At 50.3% G+C, this 17,475-nt stretch carries 17 protein-coding genes; 13 read left to right on the top strand and 4 right to left on the bottom strand.

All coding sequences use genetic code 11. From position 1 onward, the window contains the following. The first annotated feature begins 7 nt into the window (after positions 1-7). Positions 8-925: a conjugal transfer protein gene (locus RX717_RS04190; protein ID WP_316960563.1), complete on the top strand. Its 918-nt coding sequence runs from the start codon at positions 8-10 to the stop codon at positions 923-925. Between the two features lie 108 nt (positions 926-1,033). Here RX717_RS04190 and RX717_RS04185 read toward each other — a convergent pair whose 3' ends face one another. The 3 genes from RX717_RS04185 to RX717_RS04175 are packed head-to-tail and all read right to left on the bottom strand — an operon-like array spanning position 1,034 to position 2,737. Continuing rightward, complete coding sequence (locus RX717_RS04185) at positions 1,034-1,453, bottom strand: hypothetical protein (RefSeq protein ID WP_159068138.1); 420 nt, start codon at positions 1,451-1,453, stop codon at positions 1,034-1,036. 12 nt (positions 1,454-1,465) lie between these two features. Continuing rightward, entirely contained in the window at positions 1,466-2,080 is a 615-nt protein-coding gene (locus RX717_RS04180; RefSeq protein ID WP_107631389.1) for a hypothetical protein, read from the bottom strand. Between the two features lie 48 nt (positions 2,081-2,128). Beyond that, complete coding sequence (locus tag RX717_RS04175) at positions 2,129-2,737, bottom strand: hypothetical protein (protein ID WP_107631388.1); 609 nt, start codon at positions 2,735-2,737, stop codon at positions 2,129-2,131. A gap of 542 nt (positions 2,738-3,279) precedes the next feature. Between RX717_RS04175 and RX717_RS04170 the strand changes: the two genes are divergently transcribed. From RX717_RS04170 to RX717_RS04135, 8 genes are all read left to right on the top strand, one after another. Then, positions 3,280-3,633 carry a helix-turn-helix domain-containing protein gene (locus RX717_RS04170; RefSeq protein WP_107631387.1) on the top strand — a complete coding sequence of 118 codons (354 nt, stop codon included), beginning with the start codon at positions 3,280-3,282 and terminating at the stop codon, positions 3,631-3,633. A 23-nt stretch (positions 3,634-3,656) separates the two neighbouring features. Further along, positions 3,657-4,151 carry an RNA polymerase sigma factor gene (locus tag RX717_RS04165; protein ID WP_159068137.1) on the top strand — a complete coding sequence of 165 codons (495 nt, stop codon included), beginning with the start codon at positions 3,657-3,659 and terminating at the stop codon, positions 4,149-4,151. Positions 4,152-4,225: 74 nt separating this feature from the next. Next, on the top strand, positions 4,226-5,329 hold the full coding sequence (locus tag RX717_RS04160; protein ID WP_316960562.1) for a DUF4367 domain-containing protein: 1,104 nt from the start codon (positions 4,226-4,228) through the stop codon (positions 5,327-5,329). A 3-nt stretch (positions 5,330-5,332) separates the two neighbouring features. Then, positions 5,333-5,713 carry a hypothetical protein gene (locus tag RX717_RS04155; protein WP_107631384.1) on the top strand — a complete coding sequence of 127 codons (381 nt, stop codon included), beginning with the start codon at positions 5,333-5,335 and terminating at the stop codon, positions 5,711-5,713. A 301-nt stretch (positions 5,714-6,014) separates the two neighbouring features. Continuing rightward, positions 6,015-6,419, top strand: a complete 405-nt coding sequence (locus RX717_RS04150) for an RNA polymerase sigma factor (RefSeq protein ID WP_159068136.1) — start codon at positions 6,015-6,017, stop codon at positions 6,417-6,419. A 208-nt stretch (positions 6,420-6,627) separates the two neighbouring features. After that, positions 6,628-6,819, top strand: coding sequence for a hypothetical protein (locus tag RX717_RS04145; protein WP_107631382.1), 192 nt, complete (start codon positions 6,628-6,630; stop codon positions 6,817-6,819). Positions 6,820-6,821: 2 nt separating this feature from the next. Beyond that, the gene (locus RX717_RS04140; protein ID WP_242977881.1) at positions 6,822-7,703 is read left to right on the top strand and encodes a phosphoadenosine phosphosulfate reductase family protein; all 882 of its coding nucleotides are present in this window, start codon (positions 6,822-6,824) and stop codon (positions 7,701-7,703) included. A gap of 158 nt (positions 7,704-7,861) precedes the next feature. Beyond that, on the top strand, positions 7,862-12,283 hold the full coding sequence (locus RX717_RS04135) for an isopeptide-forming domain-containing fimbrial protein (RefSeq protein ID WP_316960561.1): 4,422 nt from the start codon (positions 7,862-7,864) through the stop codon (positions 12,281-12,283). 49 nt (positions 12,284-12,332) lie between these two features. On the opposite strand, the gene RX717_RS04130 is transcribed toward RX717_RS04135, so the two are convergent. Next, positions 12,333-13,520: an S-layer homology domain-containing protein gene (locus RX717_RS04130; protein ID WP_316960560.1), complete on the bottom strand. Its 1,188-nt coding sequence runs from the start codon at positions 13,518-13,520 to the stop codon at positions 12,333-12,335. A 149-nt stretch (positions 13,521-13,669) separates the two neighbouring features. Here RX717_RS04130 and RX717_RS04125 point away from each other — a divergent pair, with 149 nt between their 5' ends. The 4 genes from RX717_RS04125 to RX717_RS04110 all read left to right on the top strand — a co-directional run bounded on the left by RX717_RS04125 (position 13,670) and on the right by RX717_RS04110 (position 17,463). Then, positions 13,670-13,855: a helix-turn-helix domain-containing protein gene (locus RX717_RS04125; RefSeq protein WP_107631379.1), complete on the top strand. Its 186-nt coding sequence runs from the start codon at positions 13,670-13,672 to the stop codon at positions 13,853-13,855. Between the two features lie 97 nt (positions 13,856-13,952). Continuing rightward, positions 13,953-15,128: a tyrosine-type recombinase/integrase gene (locus RX717_RS04120; protein ID WP_316960559.1), complete on the top strand. Its 1,176-nt coding sequence runs from the start codon at positions 13,953-13,955 to the stop codon at positions 15,126-15,128. Positions 15,129-15,676: 548 nt separating this feature from the next. Beyond that, the gene (locus RX717_RS04115; protein WP_054327733.1) at positions 15,677-16,945 is read left to right on the top strand and encodes an O-acetylhomoserine aminocarboxypropyltransferase/cysteine synthase family protein; all 1,269 of its coding nucleotides are present in this window, start codon (positions 15,677-15,679) and stop codon (positions 16,943-16,945) included. A 62-nt stretch (positions 16,946-17,007) separates the two neighbouring features. After that, entirely contained in the window at positions 17,008-17,463 is a 456-nt protein-coding gene (locus RX717_RS04110) for a GNAT family N-acetyltransferase (RefSeq protein WP_054327732.1), read from the top strand. Positions 17,464-17,475: the final 12 nt, after the last annotated feature.

Below are 17,475 nucleotides of genomic sequence, written 5' to 3'. Positions count from 1 at the left end.
CAGGGAAATGATATGTTCCAGAATAGAGACAAAAAGCAGGCAGAAGAAAAAAAAGCCGCGCGTCCTGCATATCGGGACGCGGCGGCCGGTGGTGACCGCGCTGTGGGCGCTGCTTGTCTGCGCGTTTGCTTTCGCGGTGTATAAGGATTTTACCGCGGTGGATACGCACACCATCCATGAAACGACGGTGGTGCAGGCGGAAGTCACGGACACAAATGCAATCGAGAGCTTTACAACCAACTTTGCCAGGGTATATTACTCGTGGGAAAAATCTGCGGCTGCAATAGAGCAACGGACGGAAAACCTGAAATACTACCTCACGGACGGGCTGCAGGCACTGAACGCGGATACGGTGCGCAGCGACATACCGGTATCCTCTAAGGTACAGGATGTACAGGTCTGGTCTGTGGAACAAGCTGGGGACAGCGCGTATTCCGTTATCTTTACGGTATCGCAGGATATTACGGATGGGACGGAAAGCAGGCTTGTAACATCTGCATACGAGGTTTGCGTTTATGCAGATGATTCGGGCGATATGGTGATTATCCGGAACCCGACGATAACGGGCAAGCCTGCAAAGTCCGGCTATGCACCCAAAGTAGCCGAGCCGGACGGCACGGTATCCGCGCAGGAAAGCGCCGAGATCACGGAGTTTTTGACTGCGTTTTTCAAGCTGTATCCTGCGGCCAGCGGGCAGGAGCTTTCTTACTATGCAAGCGGCGGCGTACTGCCGGTGATTGAAAATGAAAGCTATGTATTCGCGGGGCTGGTAAATCCGGTCTACACCAGACAGGACGATACTGTGACGGCCGATACAGCGGTGCAGTACCTTGACCGGCGCACGGGTATGACGCTGGTTTCTCAGTTCAAGCTGCAGCTTGAAAAAGCGAGCGGCAATTGGAAAATAAACCGTTCATTCGTATAACAAAATAAAAACAGCAAGCAACACATCTGCATATCATAAGGCAGATGTGTTGCTTGTCTGACGTTACGTTAGCATGCGATTCGGTTAAGGGCTTTGTAGAACCGGTGCTTATTGAACCCTGTCTATCAGAGAATCAATACAGGTTTCTAACAGATCAGGGGAAACCGCTATCAAATCCTTGTCCCCATCAGATATTCCAAAAGAATGATTCCCTTCATATGTCGACAGGACAATTACATCGACCACGGATGTGTTTGTATCACGATCTACGAGTTGAATTACTGCCGCTAAGTTCTCTGGAGCATCTGTAATACGCTGCATTCGTTTCCTGTAGGTAGTAGAGTTAATAGCTTCAACTAGAGATTCTACTGTATCAGGATCGCTGATTTCAAATGCTGGCGCACCGGAAACAGAAATATGCAAGCAATCATATTCAGGAGGAACCTGATATTCGACGGGACTCAATAACCAGTATCCGGAAAAGATAAAAACAAGAATTACTAAGCCTATGATAATTTTTGTCCGCATGATGCTACCTTTTTACAGCAAACCCAGTTCTTCAAGCTCCCAAGTTAAGGATTTCGGGAATACCGAAGACGAAGTCGCTCCACTCTCGTCATTTACGGCTGTAATTCCATTACCAGAATCGTTTCCCGAGGTATCGACCAGATATGTTAAATTATCATTTGATAATTCATCAATTTGATTAGGAGAAATGTATGCGTATACATCTGTAATCCCAACCAGATTAAAGTTTTGTTCTGCCGCTTGAGTATACATCAAATTCTCGGTATATTCCATACCCTTATCGGTAAGCGTTGCGATAGTTACTCGTGTGCCATCTTCCATTATACCCCTGAGTTGAATTTGTTGTAATTCAACATCATAATTGCTGATATAAGTTTGCAGTTCATCAAAAGAGAGGTATTGGGAAAAAGTAATAGTAGCCGCAATGTGGGAAGAGGATTCCACTGTTTGATCTATTGTGTGATTGATATTATTTATGTTATCAACGTATTCTGCCAATTGATTACGAGTTTGGATATTTTGCGGCTGTATTATGGGAGAGGTGCTATCTGCACTTGCGAAGCTGCCAAATAGTATAGTTGGACAAAGCAATAGCGCAACAATACTTAATCCCCAAAACTTTTTCATGAATAAAACCTCCGTTTCTGTCTAAGCGTGATAAGTTAGTTGAACAGTTCAAGGATACCCTGCGGTTTTACCATAAGATAGATCGGCCAATTGTTTATAGCCTCCCGCAATAACGTTATAATCTGAAACACCTTTTTCGCTCAGCTCGGCATGTACTCTAAATACGTTGCTGAGAAAACCCTTGCGATAGTCGGTCCAGGAAGCTGTCATGCTATAGGTTTTTCCAGCAGTTAAAGAGCCAAATATGACAATTTCGGCTTCATTGTAATAGTCATGGCCACTATTCGTTTCAATGTCTGTTTTAATATTTGGCGCGGTACTTGTAACCGAATACGCATGGAAAGAATTCCCGACATCCTTTATATCAATACCAGTATACTTTTTAGAAGTATTGTATGCATTGATTTTAGACACTGCTGCTGTGGTATAGCTGAAGTTAACCTTAGTGGAAACGGTTGTAGAGGCAGAATTATAGGTGCCAGTGATCGATCCTGTAGTCGGGTGAAAAAGATTAAATCCCGACGGTGGTGTGCTATTACAACTAAAATTGGCGCTTTTAGTATTTGTAGCGGCAAAAGCAGGGACGGTTAATAGGGATAGAATTAATATAAATGACATTGCTTTGCGAATTAAAAACATATCTTTTATCTGCTTCATGTTACGAGCCTCCCGTTTTGACAATAGAGAATTGAGTTGCAAAATGAACTAGACTCTTAAATAAAATTCATACTACTTTAACTCTCGTTTTTGCGATCAAATGTTTAGCTTTTTGAATTAAAATATCCCTTCTTTCTGTAGGTATTAAGAATTGTTCCAAGTATTTTCGCGCCAACAAAAAATCTGGAACTTTATTCTCTAACGTAGAGAGGGAGAATATTTAGATAATCTTTCTTGACGCTCGAAAAGATAATGAATGTTTTCTCCCCCTCTATCTAAATAACACCAAGTTATCCTCATTTGTGACGAAAAACTTAAATTTCTCCAGAAATATTTTTTTGAATTTTTCGTCACAAATAGTCGATTTATGTGTTATTTAATTGGATGGGTTACGCAAAACAGGCTTAAATTTTATTTTATTGAAAATTTTTGAAAAACGCCGTAAAATAGAACTGCAATAATAGTATTATTGGTATAGATTGTTTTCCGCCGAGCGAGACTATTTTAAAATTGTTTCGACGCTCGAAAGGATGAACACATCTATGGAATTTACGGTTGACTATGCAGAAATCGGTCGAAACATCAGCCTGTTCAGGGAACAAAAAGGTTGGTCACAGTCCAAGCTTGCTGAGAAAACAGGTCTTTCTGTGCAGCATATCAGTAATGTAGAAAGAGGTACGGTAGTCAGTTTGCCTGCATTGCTGTCGATCTGCTATGCATTGGGAGCCGATGCCAACAGTATTGTAGGTGCAAACCTGCCTAATACAGTTAAAGTTGCGCATCTTAATCAGCTTTTGGGGATACTTGCGGCCAAGCAATTTGATGTTGGAGTCTTGGAACAGATTGTTTTGCTGGTGAAACAAATTCAAGCACTTCAAAGCGGCGAATCTACATAAGCATTTAAGGGGGGAGCTGGATTTTGGATAATCAAAACAAGTCTTATTTTGATGATCTGTATGGCAAATATTATTTAGACCTTTTCGGTTATGCAAAGTCCATTGTCAAAAGCGATGCATTAGCGGAGGAAATAGTACATGAAGCGTTCCTCATTTTACTTACAGAACAGGACAACCTTCAAAACCATACCAATATCTTTGCATGGCTTGTTACAGTAGTGCGGAATCAATCATATAACGAATTGCGTGAACAGAAAAGTCATAATGAAGTATCTTTAGATGAGGTCCCGCAAATCGCTGCGGAACAGCAGGATATGGTTTCTTTTCAAGATTCGTTACCAAAGGATTTGAAACCGGAAGATCGTCAACTCCTCACTTGGCGGTATGAAGAACGCATGGAATATGAGGAAATTGCTAAAAGGCTTGGCCGCTCCTATGATGCGACTCGTGCGCAGATGCATAGAGCGAAAAAGCGTTGCGCTAAACTCATGGAACGGGAACGAAAAAAATTAGGCTGATAGAAAAATGTCCGTCACAATTTTTTGTGTTTCCGTGTTATTCAGATGAAAGAAAATATGGGAGGTGCTATGGGATGGAGAACCCCAGACAGAATAACTCCTTACCGGACCATGAGCATTTAGCAGAACTGAAAGCAAAAGCAAATCAAATGGATGAATCTAATTTTGATGAAAAGATATTCCATGAGTATTTAGATGCTTTAGGTGATGCTGCCAAACCGAAAGAACCAATTGATGTGGAAGCCTCTTTAGATCGTTTTCGCAGTAAACATGCGCTGCTGATTGCGAGACTGGATGAAAAGAAGAAAGCTCAGTCTGCAAAAACAGCCAAGAACTCTCGCCGGAAACGATGGGGGTACCGCTTGGTCGTAGTTGCTGCGGTAATTATAATCTTAAATGCTATGTGTATAGCAGCTTTTGGACATAGCATGTTCAGTTATGCCGCAAAATGGGGTGAAGAAACTTTCGGATTTTTCCGTAAATCTGATTTTGAAACATCCGAAGATGGAAATATCGTTTACTATCCTGATGGCTCATCGCAGAATCGTACCGGCATGCCGGAATACGATCGCGGAACCTATACGGAGATTCCGCAGGAAAAACAGCCATTATACGACCAGAATGCGACGCTTGGTTCGAACGAGAACCCACTTCCGCTTCCGGCAGCCGAATCAGAGTCCCAATTTGCCAACATACCAGATACAGATGTTGCCGCTTTGGGTTTGGAAAAAGAATCTTCTGAATGGAATCAAGCCCATACGATGGAATATATCTATATCGTCAATAGCGATATCATTGAAACGGCTGAGGCATTTGGCGTTTCGGAAAAGCTTTTTCCGACCGTCTTTCCAGAGGGATTTGTTCAGGCAGAGGTTCGCGTAACCAAAGATTATAGAGACAATACAACGGATTTCTCTGCCTATTACACAAACCCTGAAAGCGAATATGTTTTTTCGGTTGACGCTATGATGATGACAGGAGCCAGCAACGGAGTATTCGAAAAGGACGACAGGCCGGTAATAACCTATACGGTAGGAGACATCGATTGGTACATCATGCATAATTTGGAGAATGTATATGCTGTGGCGCTCATAGGAAATCGTGAGGTTTCGTTCGGCGGCCCAGTATCGGTTGAAAAAATGAAACAGATCGTGGATTCCGTTTACGAAAGGAATTAAAAAATGAAAAACAAGATTAAGAGAATGGTTTCGGTTCTTTTACTGGTCGTATGTGCGTTGTCTTTTAGCGCACAGGCTGCGGTATATGAAAGCAAAGAATTTAGGAAAACGGAAGCATCGCTTAGTGCTACGTCGTCTACCCTGTATTTGGATTTTTATGTAAAGACCAACACTATCAACAGCCAGCTTGGCATTAAATCCATTAAGCTGTATGATGTAACGACAGGCAGCAACAAAATTTATGCCGGCCCCATGTCTTCGGGGATTGAGTATCAGGATAGCTGCGCCGTGCCCGCTACCAAGGGTCATCGCTATTATGCAAATGTTACGTTCTATGCTGATGGTTACACAAAGCAGATCAAAACAAATACAATTACGTTCTGATTGCTAATTGTCAAGTAAAATTTATAAGCGCCCAGAGAGGTTAACTCTCTGGGCGCTTTATTTTTAGGTAAACAGCGTGGAGGTATCAATAAGATAATCTTTTCCTTATCTATTGCGACAATGCGTTAACTCCTGTTTTTTTATTGTGCTACTTTTTGTCCTTATGCGTTCTATTCGATAGGCTGCATAAATTATCTGTATTCAGCAGCAGCGCAACAAGTATTTATAGCTCTTGGTTTCATTGCCGCGGCCCACCCGCTTCATTTCGATTCAACAAACAATCGAAATGGAGGATAAAAAGGTGGAAATCAACTTAAAGGACTATTATTACTGGTACATAACAGATGAATTGATTAATGTTTCGGAGGAAATTGCCGCAGAGCTTTGTGCAGGTAAGCGGTATGAATCCGTATACAGCCGGCGCATGAAACGCAACAAAGTCATTTCTCTGGATGCATCAACGAATACCGAACGATTTATTTCTTTGCATGAACTGTCACCGGAGCAATGCCTTGTGCTGATGGAAGAATACCAAAAATTATGCCACGCCCTTAATGCTTTGCCGGATGCTCAGGGACGCCGTATTGAAGCACATTATTTGCTGGGACAGTCGGTACAGGATATCGCCGCAGAAGAAGCCGTTACCTGCCGTGCGGTACAGGCGTCTATCCAGCGCGGCCTGAAAGCCATGCGAAAATATTTCTAATTTCCCTGTTCAGGGTATTCGCATTTGCCGTGTAAGTGACCTTATAAGTAGAGGGAGTTTTTCTCCCCGTCGAAAGGCAGTTGATGATATATATGATTGCATAAAATAATTGCAGGTAAATACAGGAAAGGCCGGAAGCGGAAACGGGGGGCGCCCTGTTCCCACTCCGGCCTTTCCTGTTCCATAACGATTTAATGAGGGAAATCAAATGAAATGGGTTAGTGTAAATAAGAAACTGCCGGAACAGTATTCCAAGGTCCTGTGCCTGTACCCAAACGGCAAAATGGACGTGCAGTTGTACCTTGGCAGGGACAGCTTCCGGCATGAGCTTTACGGGGCGTGTATCTTCTGGTCGGAAATACCGCCCAGGCCGAAAGAGTTTTATAACCGCAGGCGGTAGTCATGGACCTGACGCACAAAGCGGTAGACCGTTTGCGTCTGGCAGCGCAAATGAGTGAAACATATTACGGCCAGCCTCTGGTAATTGCCACGAGCGGCGGCAAGGATTCAGACGTATGCCTGCACCTTGCCGCCGCTTCCGGTATCCGATACGAGGTCATGCACAATCATACCAGCGTGGACGCGCCGGAAACCATGTACCATGTGCGGGATACGTTTCGGCGCCTGGAACTTGCGGGAGTGAAATGCACTGTCAATTATCCGGTTTACAAGGGCGTACCGGTCAATATGTGGACGCTTATCCCGCAAAAGCTCATGCCGCCTACAAGGACAGTGCGTTACTGTTGTGCGGTCCTGAAAGAAACGGGCGGCGTCGGACGCATGATCGTGACCGGCGTCCGCTGGTCTGAAAGCGTCAAGCGCCGGAACAATCGCGGTGTCTACGAAAGCGTGCCGCATGATATAAGCAAAAAGGTCATTATTAATAACGATAACACGGATACCCGCCGCCTGTTTGAAAACTGCAAAATACAGGCGAAACGGGTCTGCAACCCTATCGTAGATTGGACGGACTATGATGTATGGTCCTATATCCGAGCGGAGAGGATCACCGTCAATCCGCTGTATGGCTACGGTTTTCATCGTGTCGGCTGTGTCGGCTGCCCCATGGCAGGGCGGCGGAAGCGCTTTTTTGAGTTTGGGCGGTACCCAACGTATCAGCGCGCCTACATCCGCGCATTTGACCGGATGCTGTCAGAACGTGCGGCGCGCGGTAAACTGGACGGTTCATGGCGGGCAGGGACGACCGGCGAGGATGTATTCCGCTGGTGGATGCAGGACCGGAATATAGACGGGCAAATGAAAATCGAGGGCTTTCACGGATAAAGCCCAGCTTGTACCGCGTGGGCTTCCACGCGGTTTTGTCATAGATAAGCCAAATTTGAAAAAAGGGGGTGGTTCCCATGTGCTGTTCCGCGCATGGGGTGCCCATGCAGCAAGCCCGAAACGAGACCAGAACAGAAAGGGATGGGAAAATGGCATTTTTGAAAAAACACTTGAAACGGGCCATATCTATGTGGCTGGCCCTGCTCTTTTCAGTACCGGCGCTTCCGGCCACGGCGTTTGCCGCGCAGGATAACGCCAGTACGCTTGCCGAGGTCACCGCAAAGTTTCTTGACGCGGAGAACGGAAAAGCAATCACCGAACCGGAAACGTACCGTGTCACGCATGAGGAACGGCATCCGCAGAAGATAGCAAACTACACCTACACCGATTACACGGAAAGTGTCGAATATATCTACTCCCACAAGGACCTGACGTATATTATCGGCTATCCAGACGAAAGCGTGCGCGCGGATGCGTCCATGACCCGCGCGGAAGCCGCAGCGGTGTTTTACCGCCTCTATGACAGCGAATATCCGGCGTTTGAACGGCGCATGTCAAACAATACGTTTGACGACGTAAAAACCGGCCGCTGGTTCTACAAGGAAGTGGAAACGCTGTATAATATTGGCATTGTAGACGGTACGAATGAACACAGATTCGAGCCGGACGCACCTGTTACCCGCGCCGAGTTTGCAGTCATGGCCGCGCGCTTTGCCGGACTGGACTACAAGGGCGGCAACATCTTTGAGGATGTTCCGGCCGGTCATTGGGCGTACAGCTATATCAATGCCGCTGCGGGTGCAGGCTGGGCGGAGGGCTATCCAGACGGCACTTTCCGGCCGGACGAACCAATCAGCCGAGCCGAAGTCGTGCGGCTGGTAAACGGTATGATAAACCGCAGCGTTACACTGGACAAGCTGAAAGAATTGGGCGTGAAATGCCCGTACAACGATCTGGCGGAAAAGCATTGGGGCTACTGCGGCCTGATGGAAGCTACCGTTCCGCACAGCGCGGAAGAATGGCATGGCCTGTCTTACCATGACGGCAAATATAACATCATCATCGAGAAGTTTGTGGACTCCGGCGGCAGGGAACTGGCCGAGACTGTCACGACGGCAGGCAGGGCCGAGACTTCGCCCAGGGCCATTCCCGCCTATGAGTACCGCGGCTATATCCGCACGATCACCTATCAATACACGAACGGGGATGCAATCCCCTCCATCGAAAAAACAGCGAATGTCAAAACCGCCAACGTGGGCGATACCCTGACTTACACCGTGAAGTTATCCAATGATAAAGCGGCTTCTTCCGCGTGGAAAGAGGTCGTGCTTACGGATACACTACCGAATGGGCTGACATTCATAGATGGCAGCGTGTACGCAGATAACAAGGCGGCGCAGCACTCGTTTGAAAATAGCCAGCTTACCGTCAAGTTGGGTGACATTGCCGCGGGACAGACGGTAACGGTAACATTCAAAGCCGCGGTCAATGCGGATATGTACAACCAGACAATCTTCAACACCGCTGTTGCCCAGGGTAAAAACGGCACCGTGGAGGACGGGAACGGCAGCGAGACCGGCAAGTATGAGGACACGGACGACGGCGTGCATATCAATAAAGGCGATACCGCGCCCTATGTCACCAAGACAGCGGACAAGCCCTCTGCCATGGTTGGCGACAAGCTCACCTATACGGTCACGCATGGCAATGCGGAGGGTGCGGTCTACAAGATCGAGGGCGCGGCCATGACCGACGTTATCCCCGCCGGACTTGATTTCGTGGATGGCAGCGTGCAGGTGGACGGCGCAGCGGCAAGGTATTCTTTCGATAATGAAACACGCATCCTAACCGTGCCGCTGGGCAGCATTGAACCGGCGACGGAAAAGGTTGTCACGTTCTCGGCGGCCGTGAATGATACAGCCTATGGCAAGATGGTTTACAACACGGCAGTTATGACAGGCGACAATATTCCAGATGTTGAGGACACAGACGAGGGTATTGCAGTGGGTGACGGCAAAGCCCGCCCCAGTATCGAAAAGACGGCGGACAAGTCCTCCGCCAGCGTAGGCGATAAGATCATCTATACCCTGACGCTCTCAAACAGTGAAACGGCAACGGTGCCGATGGAAAATGCGGCCGTTTCTGACAGTATCCCTTCCGGCCTGACGTTCGAGTACGGTTCGGTTATGCTGGATGGCCGCCCGACAAGCGGTTACACCTATGACGAAGCGGCCCGCCTGCTGACCATGCATGTTGGCAGTATTGACCCTGACGCCAGCCAGACGGTTTCTTTCGCCGCGACGGTGAACGGGGACGCCTATAACAGTACCATCCAGAACCTTGCCACCCTGACTTCGGATAACACCGAGCCGGTACAGGATAAGGATGATGGCGTTGTGATCGCGGACGGCCGCACCGACCTGTCGGTCGTGAAGTCAGTCAATACGCCGGTGGCAAAAGTGGGCGACCGGTTGACCTACACGGTGCAGGTGTCCAACGGCGCGGGCGCGCAGGTCAATATCCGCGACGTGGTAATGCGGGATACCGTCCCTGACGGCCTGACTTTTTCGGGTAATGTCACGGTAGACGGGTATGCGGCGGCTTATCAGTTTGATAATACGGCCCATACGCTGACTGTCCCGCTGGACAGCATCGCACCCAGCCAGACAAAGACCATTTGCTTTGATGTGCTGGTGAACAGCACTGCTTATGGCATGACGATTGAGAACACGGCGGCTGCATCCGGCAGCAACACACCAGATGCAGAGGGTACGGACGATGGCGTGACCATAGAGGACGGCGCGGCGGATGGACACGCGGGCGCAAAGTCCGCAAACCGGACGACGGCGCGCGTGGGCGATACGGTCACATATTCTGTCACGCTGGAAAACAGCGCGCTTGCAACGGCGGACTGGACGGGCGCGTCTGTGACCGACGCCCTGCCGGACGGCGTAACCTTTGCAGGCAACGTCCGGAAAGACGGGCGGGCGACCACGGAATATTCCTATGATTCCGCGGCCCGTACCCTGACGCTTACGCCCTACGCGATTGCGCCGGACACACAGGCCGTTTACACCTTTGATGTGACCATAGACGAGGGGATGCAGGGCGCATATATCGTCAATACTGCAATCCTGACAGACGGTGATAAACAAACGCCCCTGCCGGACGCCGGTGTACAGATTGACGGGGGCGAAGCGGACCCGATTGTGAACAAAACTGCAAGTGTGACCGAAGCGGAGGTAGGCGGTACGTTCGCCTATGAGATCACGGTGAAGAACGGCAACCATGCAACCGCACCCTGGAAAAATGTCGTGGTGTACGACACGCTTCCCGCAGGCGTTAAACTGGTGGGCGGCGTGTATATCGATAACAGGTCGGCGCTGTATAAGCTAAACGGAAGCGCGCTGTCTGTACTGGTTGGCGATCTCGCTGCGGGTGAAAGCGTGGTGGTGTCGTTTGAAGTCCAGGTAATGGATAACGCAGCCGGTACGACGCTGCAAAACAGCGTGGATGTGACCGGCGACAACGGCGGCGATACCGCGGCTGACGGTGGAGTGACCGTGCCGGAGATGGACAAAAATCCTGCTGGCCCTGCCGGCTTTTATGTAGCAAAGGACGTGGACAAGACGGTAGTTGATGTAAGCAGAGGTGCATCGAAAGAAAAGCAGACGGCAACTTTCACGATAACGGCAGGCAACAACAGCTCCGAAACATGGGAAAACGTTGTGCTGAAAGATACGCTGGACACCTCCATGCTGACGCCTGTTTTACAAAACAATGTTTATGTGGATGGCGTCCTGAGCGATCAATGGAGCTTCGCCAATAAGGTTTTCACCTTGGAACTGGGCGATATTGCACCAGGACAGGTGCATACGGTTGTGCTTACCGTTCAATTCAAGCCTGATGCGGGCGGGAAAACCTATGTCAACTATGCAGCCGGTGAGGGTGATAACGGAAATGCTGTGGGTAAAGCTCCTGAAATTGCGATTGTCAGTTCGGTTCTTGACCCGCTCACAGGTATCCACTACCAGCTATTCAACGGGTATGAGGACGGGCTTTGGCGTCCCTCGGACCGTATCTCTTTGCAGGAAGCGTGTACCGTAGCGTACCGCCTGATTTCAAACGGCGGCAACACATGGCTGGACCGCGGCACTGTGACCGTACCGGATTACGAGTACAATATCGCGGAAGAAGCGAAGTATTTCGTTTCCATCGGCGTACTGCCGCAAAGCTCGTTCGATACGACGCAAATGACCGAAGATACAGATTACGAAGTAAATTACGAGATTACGGAAAAAGGGTATCTGCGGATTTGGGCGACGGACGGCCAGCTTAACACGCTGGTACGGTATGTCACGGGAAACAGCGCGGGGCTGAGCGGTAATGTATCCCGTCTGACGTTTGCGAAGCTGATCTGCCAGCTTACCGGCCGCGATACCGCCCCTGATACCTCCGGCTTCAGCGGGCATATCCAAAGCTATCCTGATGTAAGCGGTTCGTCTGTAAGCATCGTGACTGAGGTTTCGCACGAGCACGACTATGTGCTGGATACAGACGGCAAAGAATACTGGATTTGATAGTCCAGGGCAAAGGAAATCCCCCGTTCCAAACGGGGGATTTCCAATGTCATAACTGGTTCAGTTCTTCCGCGGAAAGGATATTGAAAAGCTGGACAGCGTAAACCTTTTCGCCCTGCACATAGAGGGAGACTGCTGCTGTTTTGGAACGTGTATTCAACATGTTTTCTCTATGTCCAGGGGAAGCGTACCATTTGTTTAAGTTTTCCTGCGCATCTATGGGGAGTATACCTAACAGCGCATTTTCGGTATTGCATCCTTTTCCTACGGTTGCAAACATTGAACCATCTGGACGGGTATGCGAAATATCCCCGTCCCGTTCATCCACCATCCAAAGCTCGCGGGAACGAATATCCGCCCATTCCTGCACCTGCAAAGAGTACGCAAGACGGTCTAAGCCGTTCTGCTCGCGCAGGCCGTTGATCGCATCGAATGTGGCGTTCGCGAGGTCATAGTCCCAATAACCGCCGTATTCGTCTACTGCTGATTTTCCGGTTGGGCGCTGGCTGGTTTCATCCGTGACGGTTTCGTGATCGCCGGCCGGCTCATTGCCGGTATTGTCCTCTGGTGCGGGCGTTTTGTCCGGCGTCTCCGTTCCGCTTCCAGCCTGTAAAATGCTTTCCGCGTTCATCAGCATTGTTGCGGCTTCGGCGCGGGTGGCTGTCCCCTGCGGGTTCAGCTTTCCGTCCGAGCCGTTGATAATACCCTTGTTGACGCACCAGTTCATGGCCTGCGAAGCGTAACGGGAGACTGTTTGATAGTCCGAAAAATCGTAGTATTTATCCGGTATGAAGCCAGTATCCGTATCAAGACCCAGACTGTCCGCGTATCGGTACAGGATGGCCGCCAGCTGCTCACGGGTAACAGCGTCATTCGGGCCAAACTGTTCGTCACTGTATCCAGTGACAAGGGAATTCATACGAGCCCAGTAAACCGGCGTGCCATAATACGCTGCTGCATCTACATCCGCATACGGATAGCCCCAGCTGCTTTCCGGCATATCGGGTGTTCCCGCCAGCCGGTACAGGGTGGTCACGATCATGCCGCGGCTGGTGGTGGCGTTCGGGCTGAAAGCCGTATCTGATGTGCCATTCATCAGGCCGTTTTCAAAAACATGGTTGACCGCGTCATAATACCAGTCCGAAGGCCGGACGTCTGAAAGGTCTGAAACACTGGCGGCCCCAGCCGAACAGGTGACAGCCGCCGCACACAGGATAGAAACGATTTGTTTTTTCATAAAGTCATACCCCACAATGGAAAACAGAAACGGTTATTACGGTTTCATTATATCATGCTGCTGTCTGTTCAGACAGCGGGCATAGCGCACAAAAATAAAGGAATTATGCTATATCAATCCAAGGCAGGAACAGGAGGGTTTGTAAAGCTATGGATTATAAGGTTTTAACACAGGACGATTTGCTGGAAATATTCCCGTTTGGAAAAAGCAAGCTGGGGCAGTTGCTGCGTTCCGGCGTCCTGCCGGTAGTAAAAGTGGGCAGGGACTATCTGATAAGCGAAAAAGAGCTTGACCGGTGGTTTGAACGGAACAAGGGACGTGAAATTTTCTACTGATTGGGGCATGGGCGTTGCTTTGAAAGGGCTGCATGGCGTATAATAACTATGTTAGTTGTTGTACGCTGCCGCCTTTGCTGAACAGGAGCGGATAAATATGAGTACAACAGATAAAAAGCAGAAAAGCCGTAGTTATGGGGAGGGAAGTATCTACCAGCGGAAAGACGGCCGCTGGGTTGCAAAATACCGTGATGAAGCAATGTCCAAACCGCGGTACCTGTATGGAAAAACCGAAGCTGAAGTAAAGCGCAGGCTGCGGGAGTTGAAGCGGGATGCAGCGCGCGGTATTGCTGAATGTAAAAAAGTCTTTTTCAGGGAGTATATGGAGAAATGGCTTTATACATTTAAGTTCCATGCCGTAGAGCGCAGCACCTTTGACCAGTACGAAGCAGTTTACAGAAACCATATCGAACCAGTATTGGGATATTGCCAGCTTGGAAGTATAAAAGCGGCTGATATTCAAAGGCTTCTGAACACAAAAAGCGGCCAGTATTCCTACACAGTCGTAAAGAAAATCCGTGCGCTGCTTGCCGAGGTGTTCCGGTACGCTTATACAGAGGGTGATATAGCCAAAAATCCTGTAAATAATGTGGTTATGCTGAAAAAGGGGCTTTTCAAGCCGCCCAGGAAAATCCTTGTGCTGGAAGATGAAGAAGTCTGCAGGCTGGAAGAAACCGCAAATTTGAAAAACAAAAACGGCCGGCCGGTACTTACCCATGCCAATTTGATTATATTTATCGTCCATACCGGCCTGCGGTGCGGCGAGGTGCTTGCTCTCAAATGGTCTGATATAGACTTTAAGCGGAAAACAGTGACAGTAAGCAGGAATTTGGCGCGGATCAAAGACCGCGGACAGGGTAAAAGCGGTTCCAGGCATATTAACCATGTAAAAAGCACAAAAACAGAAAGCGGTAAACGCACCGTCCCATTAAATAGTAAGGCTGTACAAGCGCTGAAAAATCTGAAAGCCATTTATAAAAAGTATGGTATTACAAGTGACAATGTAGCGAGTTCAAAAAACAATACGCCTTTGAACAACGAACGGATACACCGCCTGCTGGCCCGTATGTTAAAGCACGCTGGTATCGACAAGCCGCTGACAATCCATCAGCTCAGGCACACATTTGCGACCCGCGCATTAAAAGCGGGCGTTGCGATCAGCGTGGTAAGCAAGTGGATGGGGCATGCGAATATTTCAACCACTTATAATACCTATATCCATGCGCTTGAAAGTGAGAGGGCCGAGGCGGAAAGGCTGCTTGAAGCCATGTAGCGGATTGGTGTAACAATGGTGTATACCATCTGCAAAGTACCTCAAGAGCCGCAAAAATAGGGGATTTTGAGTGAAAAGGGGAGAAACCAACGGTTTCTCCCCTCTTGCCAATCACCCCTTTTCCCTGATGCGCAGGCCGGAGGCCGGAACGGCTGCGCCGTTCCTATTTCTGACCAGGACCGCTCCGAAAAAATACGGAGACTGTTGCGGGAGCTCTGTTCGCGCGGAGGTTAGAACTGGACAGCGGGAAAACGGATACCGCCTGTCCGAAACGGTCCATGCGCGCGTAACAGCGCGCGCGGAAGGGAGGAGACGCTGCCTGGGTTTCCCTGCACCCCCTAGGGTGGAAGCCGTTGCGCTTACCGTGATAAGGAAAGCAGGGAAATTCAAAAGGGGAGGAAACCCCATGCGGGTTGTCCTCCCCTTTTGCCCCCGCACCGGGCGGCGCGTCGTTCCCACGTCAAGGGGCGCAATTCCCTTGACCCTCCCTCCCCCGCGTGTTAAAATACCCTTGTGCAAAAAATTCCTGCAAAGGAGCTATAATAAATATGAAGATCGAAACAAAATGCCTGCATGAGGGCTACAAGCCCGAAAACGGCGGCCCAGGCGTCATGCCCATCGTTCAGTCTACCACCTACCGGTTCGATTCGACCGAAAAGATCGCATCCCTGTTCGATATGCCGACCGAGTACATGTACTCGCGCTTTGCCAATCCGACCTGCGACGCGGTGGAAAAGAAAATCGCCGCGCTGGAGGGCGGCGTGGGCGCGATGCTCACCAGCTCCGGCCAGGCGGCGAGCCTGCTCGCCATCCTCAACCTCTGTTCCGCGGGGGACAGCTTCATCGCGGCTTCCACGATCTATGGCGGCACGATCAACCTGTTCGGCGTGACGCTCAAAAAGCTCGGCATCGAGTGTATCTGGGCGGATGCGGAAGCAGACGCGAAAGAAATCCAGAAGCTGTTCAAGCCCAACACCAAGGCTGTGTTTGGTGAAACGCTCGCCAATCCGGCGCTGACCGTGTTCGATATCCAAAAGTGGGCGGATATCGCGCACAAAAACGGCGTGCCGCTAATCATCGATAATACGTTTGCCACGCCCATCCTGTGCCGCCCGATCGAATGGGGCGCGGATATCGTCATCCATTCCACCACAAAATATATGGACGGCCACGCGGTCCAGGGCGGCGGCGTCATCGTGGACGGCGGCCGGTTCGATTGGGCCGCCTCAGGCAAATTCCCCGACTTCACCGAGCCGGACGAGAGCTATCACGGCGTTGTCTATACCCGTGAATTCGGCAGCATGGCTTATATCATTAAGGCGCGCATGCAGCTTATGCGTGATTTCGGCTGTTATCCGGCGGCGCACTCCGCATTCCTTTTGAACCTCGGCCTGGAAACCCTGCCCGTGCGCATGAAGCGGTACTGTGAAAATGCGCTCACGGTCGCCGAGTACCTACAGGCGTCGGACAGGATCGCTTCCGTGCGCTACCCCGCCCTGCCCGGCAACGAACATTACGAACGCGCGCAGAAGTATCTGCCGCTCGGCACCTCGGGCGTGATGTCGGTCGATATCAAGGGCGGCCGCGGCGCGGCCATGCAGTTCATGGACAGCCTGCAGCTTGCCTGCAACGAGGTCCATGTGGCGGATATCCGTACCTGCGTGCTGCATCCGGCCAGCGAAACCCACCGCCAGCTCACGGACGAGCAGCTCGTCGCCGCAGGTATCGAGCCGGGCCTTGTGCGGGTTTCGGTCGGCCTGGAAAATGTGGAGGACATTATCGCGGACCTTGACCAGGCTCTCGCTCAGCTCGGCTGAAGCCGCTGTCTGGGAGCAAAGGCACGCGAAACACCGTTTTTTGTCAAACAGGAGGTTTTCCTATGCATATCCGATCGATCGAGCCGCGCGACCGCGACTTTTTCCTCAGCCGCAACGCGGCGTTCTACCGCTCTTCCGCCTGCGACCATGCAATCCCGCCGCAGAACGCCGAGCGCACGTTCGAACTGCTGCTGCACGGCACGCCCTACGCGGACTGCCTGATCGCGGAGGACGACGACGGCGCGCCCTGCGCCTACCTGCTGCTCGCGCTCACCTGGTCGAATGAGGCGGGCGGGCTGTGCGTATGGCTGGACGAACTGATGGTGGACGAGACCGTGCGCGGCACGGGCATCGGCCGCAAAATGATCGCTGCCGCACACGAAAAATACAACAGCGCCGCGCGCTACCGGCTGGAGGTGACCGAAAGCAATGTGCGCGCCGCCGCGCTGTACCGGATGCTCGGCTTCGAGGAGCTGGCCTACCGCCAGATGATTATGGACACGCCGGTCGGCCTGTGAGCCGAACAGAGC

The sequence above is a fragment of the Intestinibacillus sp. NTUH-41-i26 genome (genome assembly GCF_032769475.1).
GTDB classification, from domain to species: domain Bacteria; phylum Bacillota; class Clostridia; order Oscillospirales; family Butyricicoccaceae; genus Agathobaculum; species Agathobaculum ammoniilyticum.
The sequence above is the reverse complement of the archived record's forward strand: the minus strand, read 5'-3'. Positions and strand labels throughout refer to the sequence as shown.

What these genes read in the sequence shown, in the direction of transcription:
- RX717_RS04190 (WP_316960563.1), top strand. Translation starts at nt 8, where the DNA reads ATGATATGTTCCAGAATAGAGACAAAAAGCAGGCAGAAGAAAAAAAAG.
- RX717_RS04185 (WP_159068138.1), bottom strand. Translation starts at nt 1,453, where the DNA reads ATGCGGACAAAAATTATCATAGGCTTAGTAATTCTTGTTTTTATCTTT.
- RX717_RS04180 (WP_107631389.1), bottom strand. Translation starts at nt 2,080, where the DNA reads ATGAAAAAGTTTTGGGGATTAAGTATTGTTGCGCTATTGCTTTGTCCA.
- RX717_RS04175 (WP_107631388.1), bottom strand. Translation starts at nt 2,737, where the DNA reads ATGAAGCAGATAAAAGATATGTTTTTAATTCGCAAAGCAATGTCATTT.
- RX717_RS04170 (WP_107631387.1), top strand. Translation starts at nt 3,280, where the DNA reads ATGGAATTTACGGTTGACTATGCAGAAATCGGTCGAAACATCAGCCTG.
- RX717_RS04160 (WP_316960562.1), top strand. Translation starts at nt 4,226, where the DNA reads ATGGAGAACCCCAGACAGAATAACTCCTTACCGGACCATGAGCATTTA.
- RX717_RS04155 (WP_107631384.1), top strand. Translation starts at nt 5,333, where the DNA reads ATGAAAAACAAGATTAAGAGAATGGTTTCGGTTCTTTTACTGGTCGTA.
- RX717_RS04145 (WP_107631382.1), top strand. Translation starts at nt 6,628, where the DNA reads ATGAAATGGGTTAGTGTAAATAAGAAACTGCCGGAACAGTATTCCAAG.
- RX717_RS04140 (WP_242977881.1), top strand. Translation starts at nt 6,822, where the DNA reads ATGGACCTGACGCACAAAGCGGTAGACCGTTTGCGTCTGGCAGCGCAA.
- RX717_RS04130 (WP_316960560.1), bottom strand. Translation starts at nt 13,520, where the DNA reads ATGAAAAAACAAATCGTTTCTATCCTGTGTGCGGCGGCTGTCACCTGT.
- RX717_RS04125 (WP_107631379.1), top strand. Translation starts at nt 13,670, where the DNA reads ATGGATTATAAGGTTTTAACACAGGACGATTTGCTGGAAATATTCCCG.
- RX717_RS04120 (WP_316960559.1), top strand. Translation starts at nt 13,953, where the DNA reads ATGAGTACAACAGATAAAAAGCAGAAAAGCCGTAGTTATGGGGAGGGA.
- RX717_RS04115 (WP_054327733.1), top strand. Translation starts at nt 15,677, where the DNA reads ATGAAGATCGAAACAAAATGCCTGCATGAGGGCTACAAGCCCGAAAAC.
- RX717_RS04110 (WP_054327732.1), top strand. Translation starts at nt 17,008, where the DNA reads ATGCATATCCGATCGATCGAGCCGCGCGACCGCGACTTTTTCCTCAGC.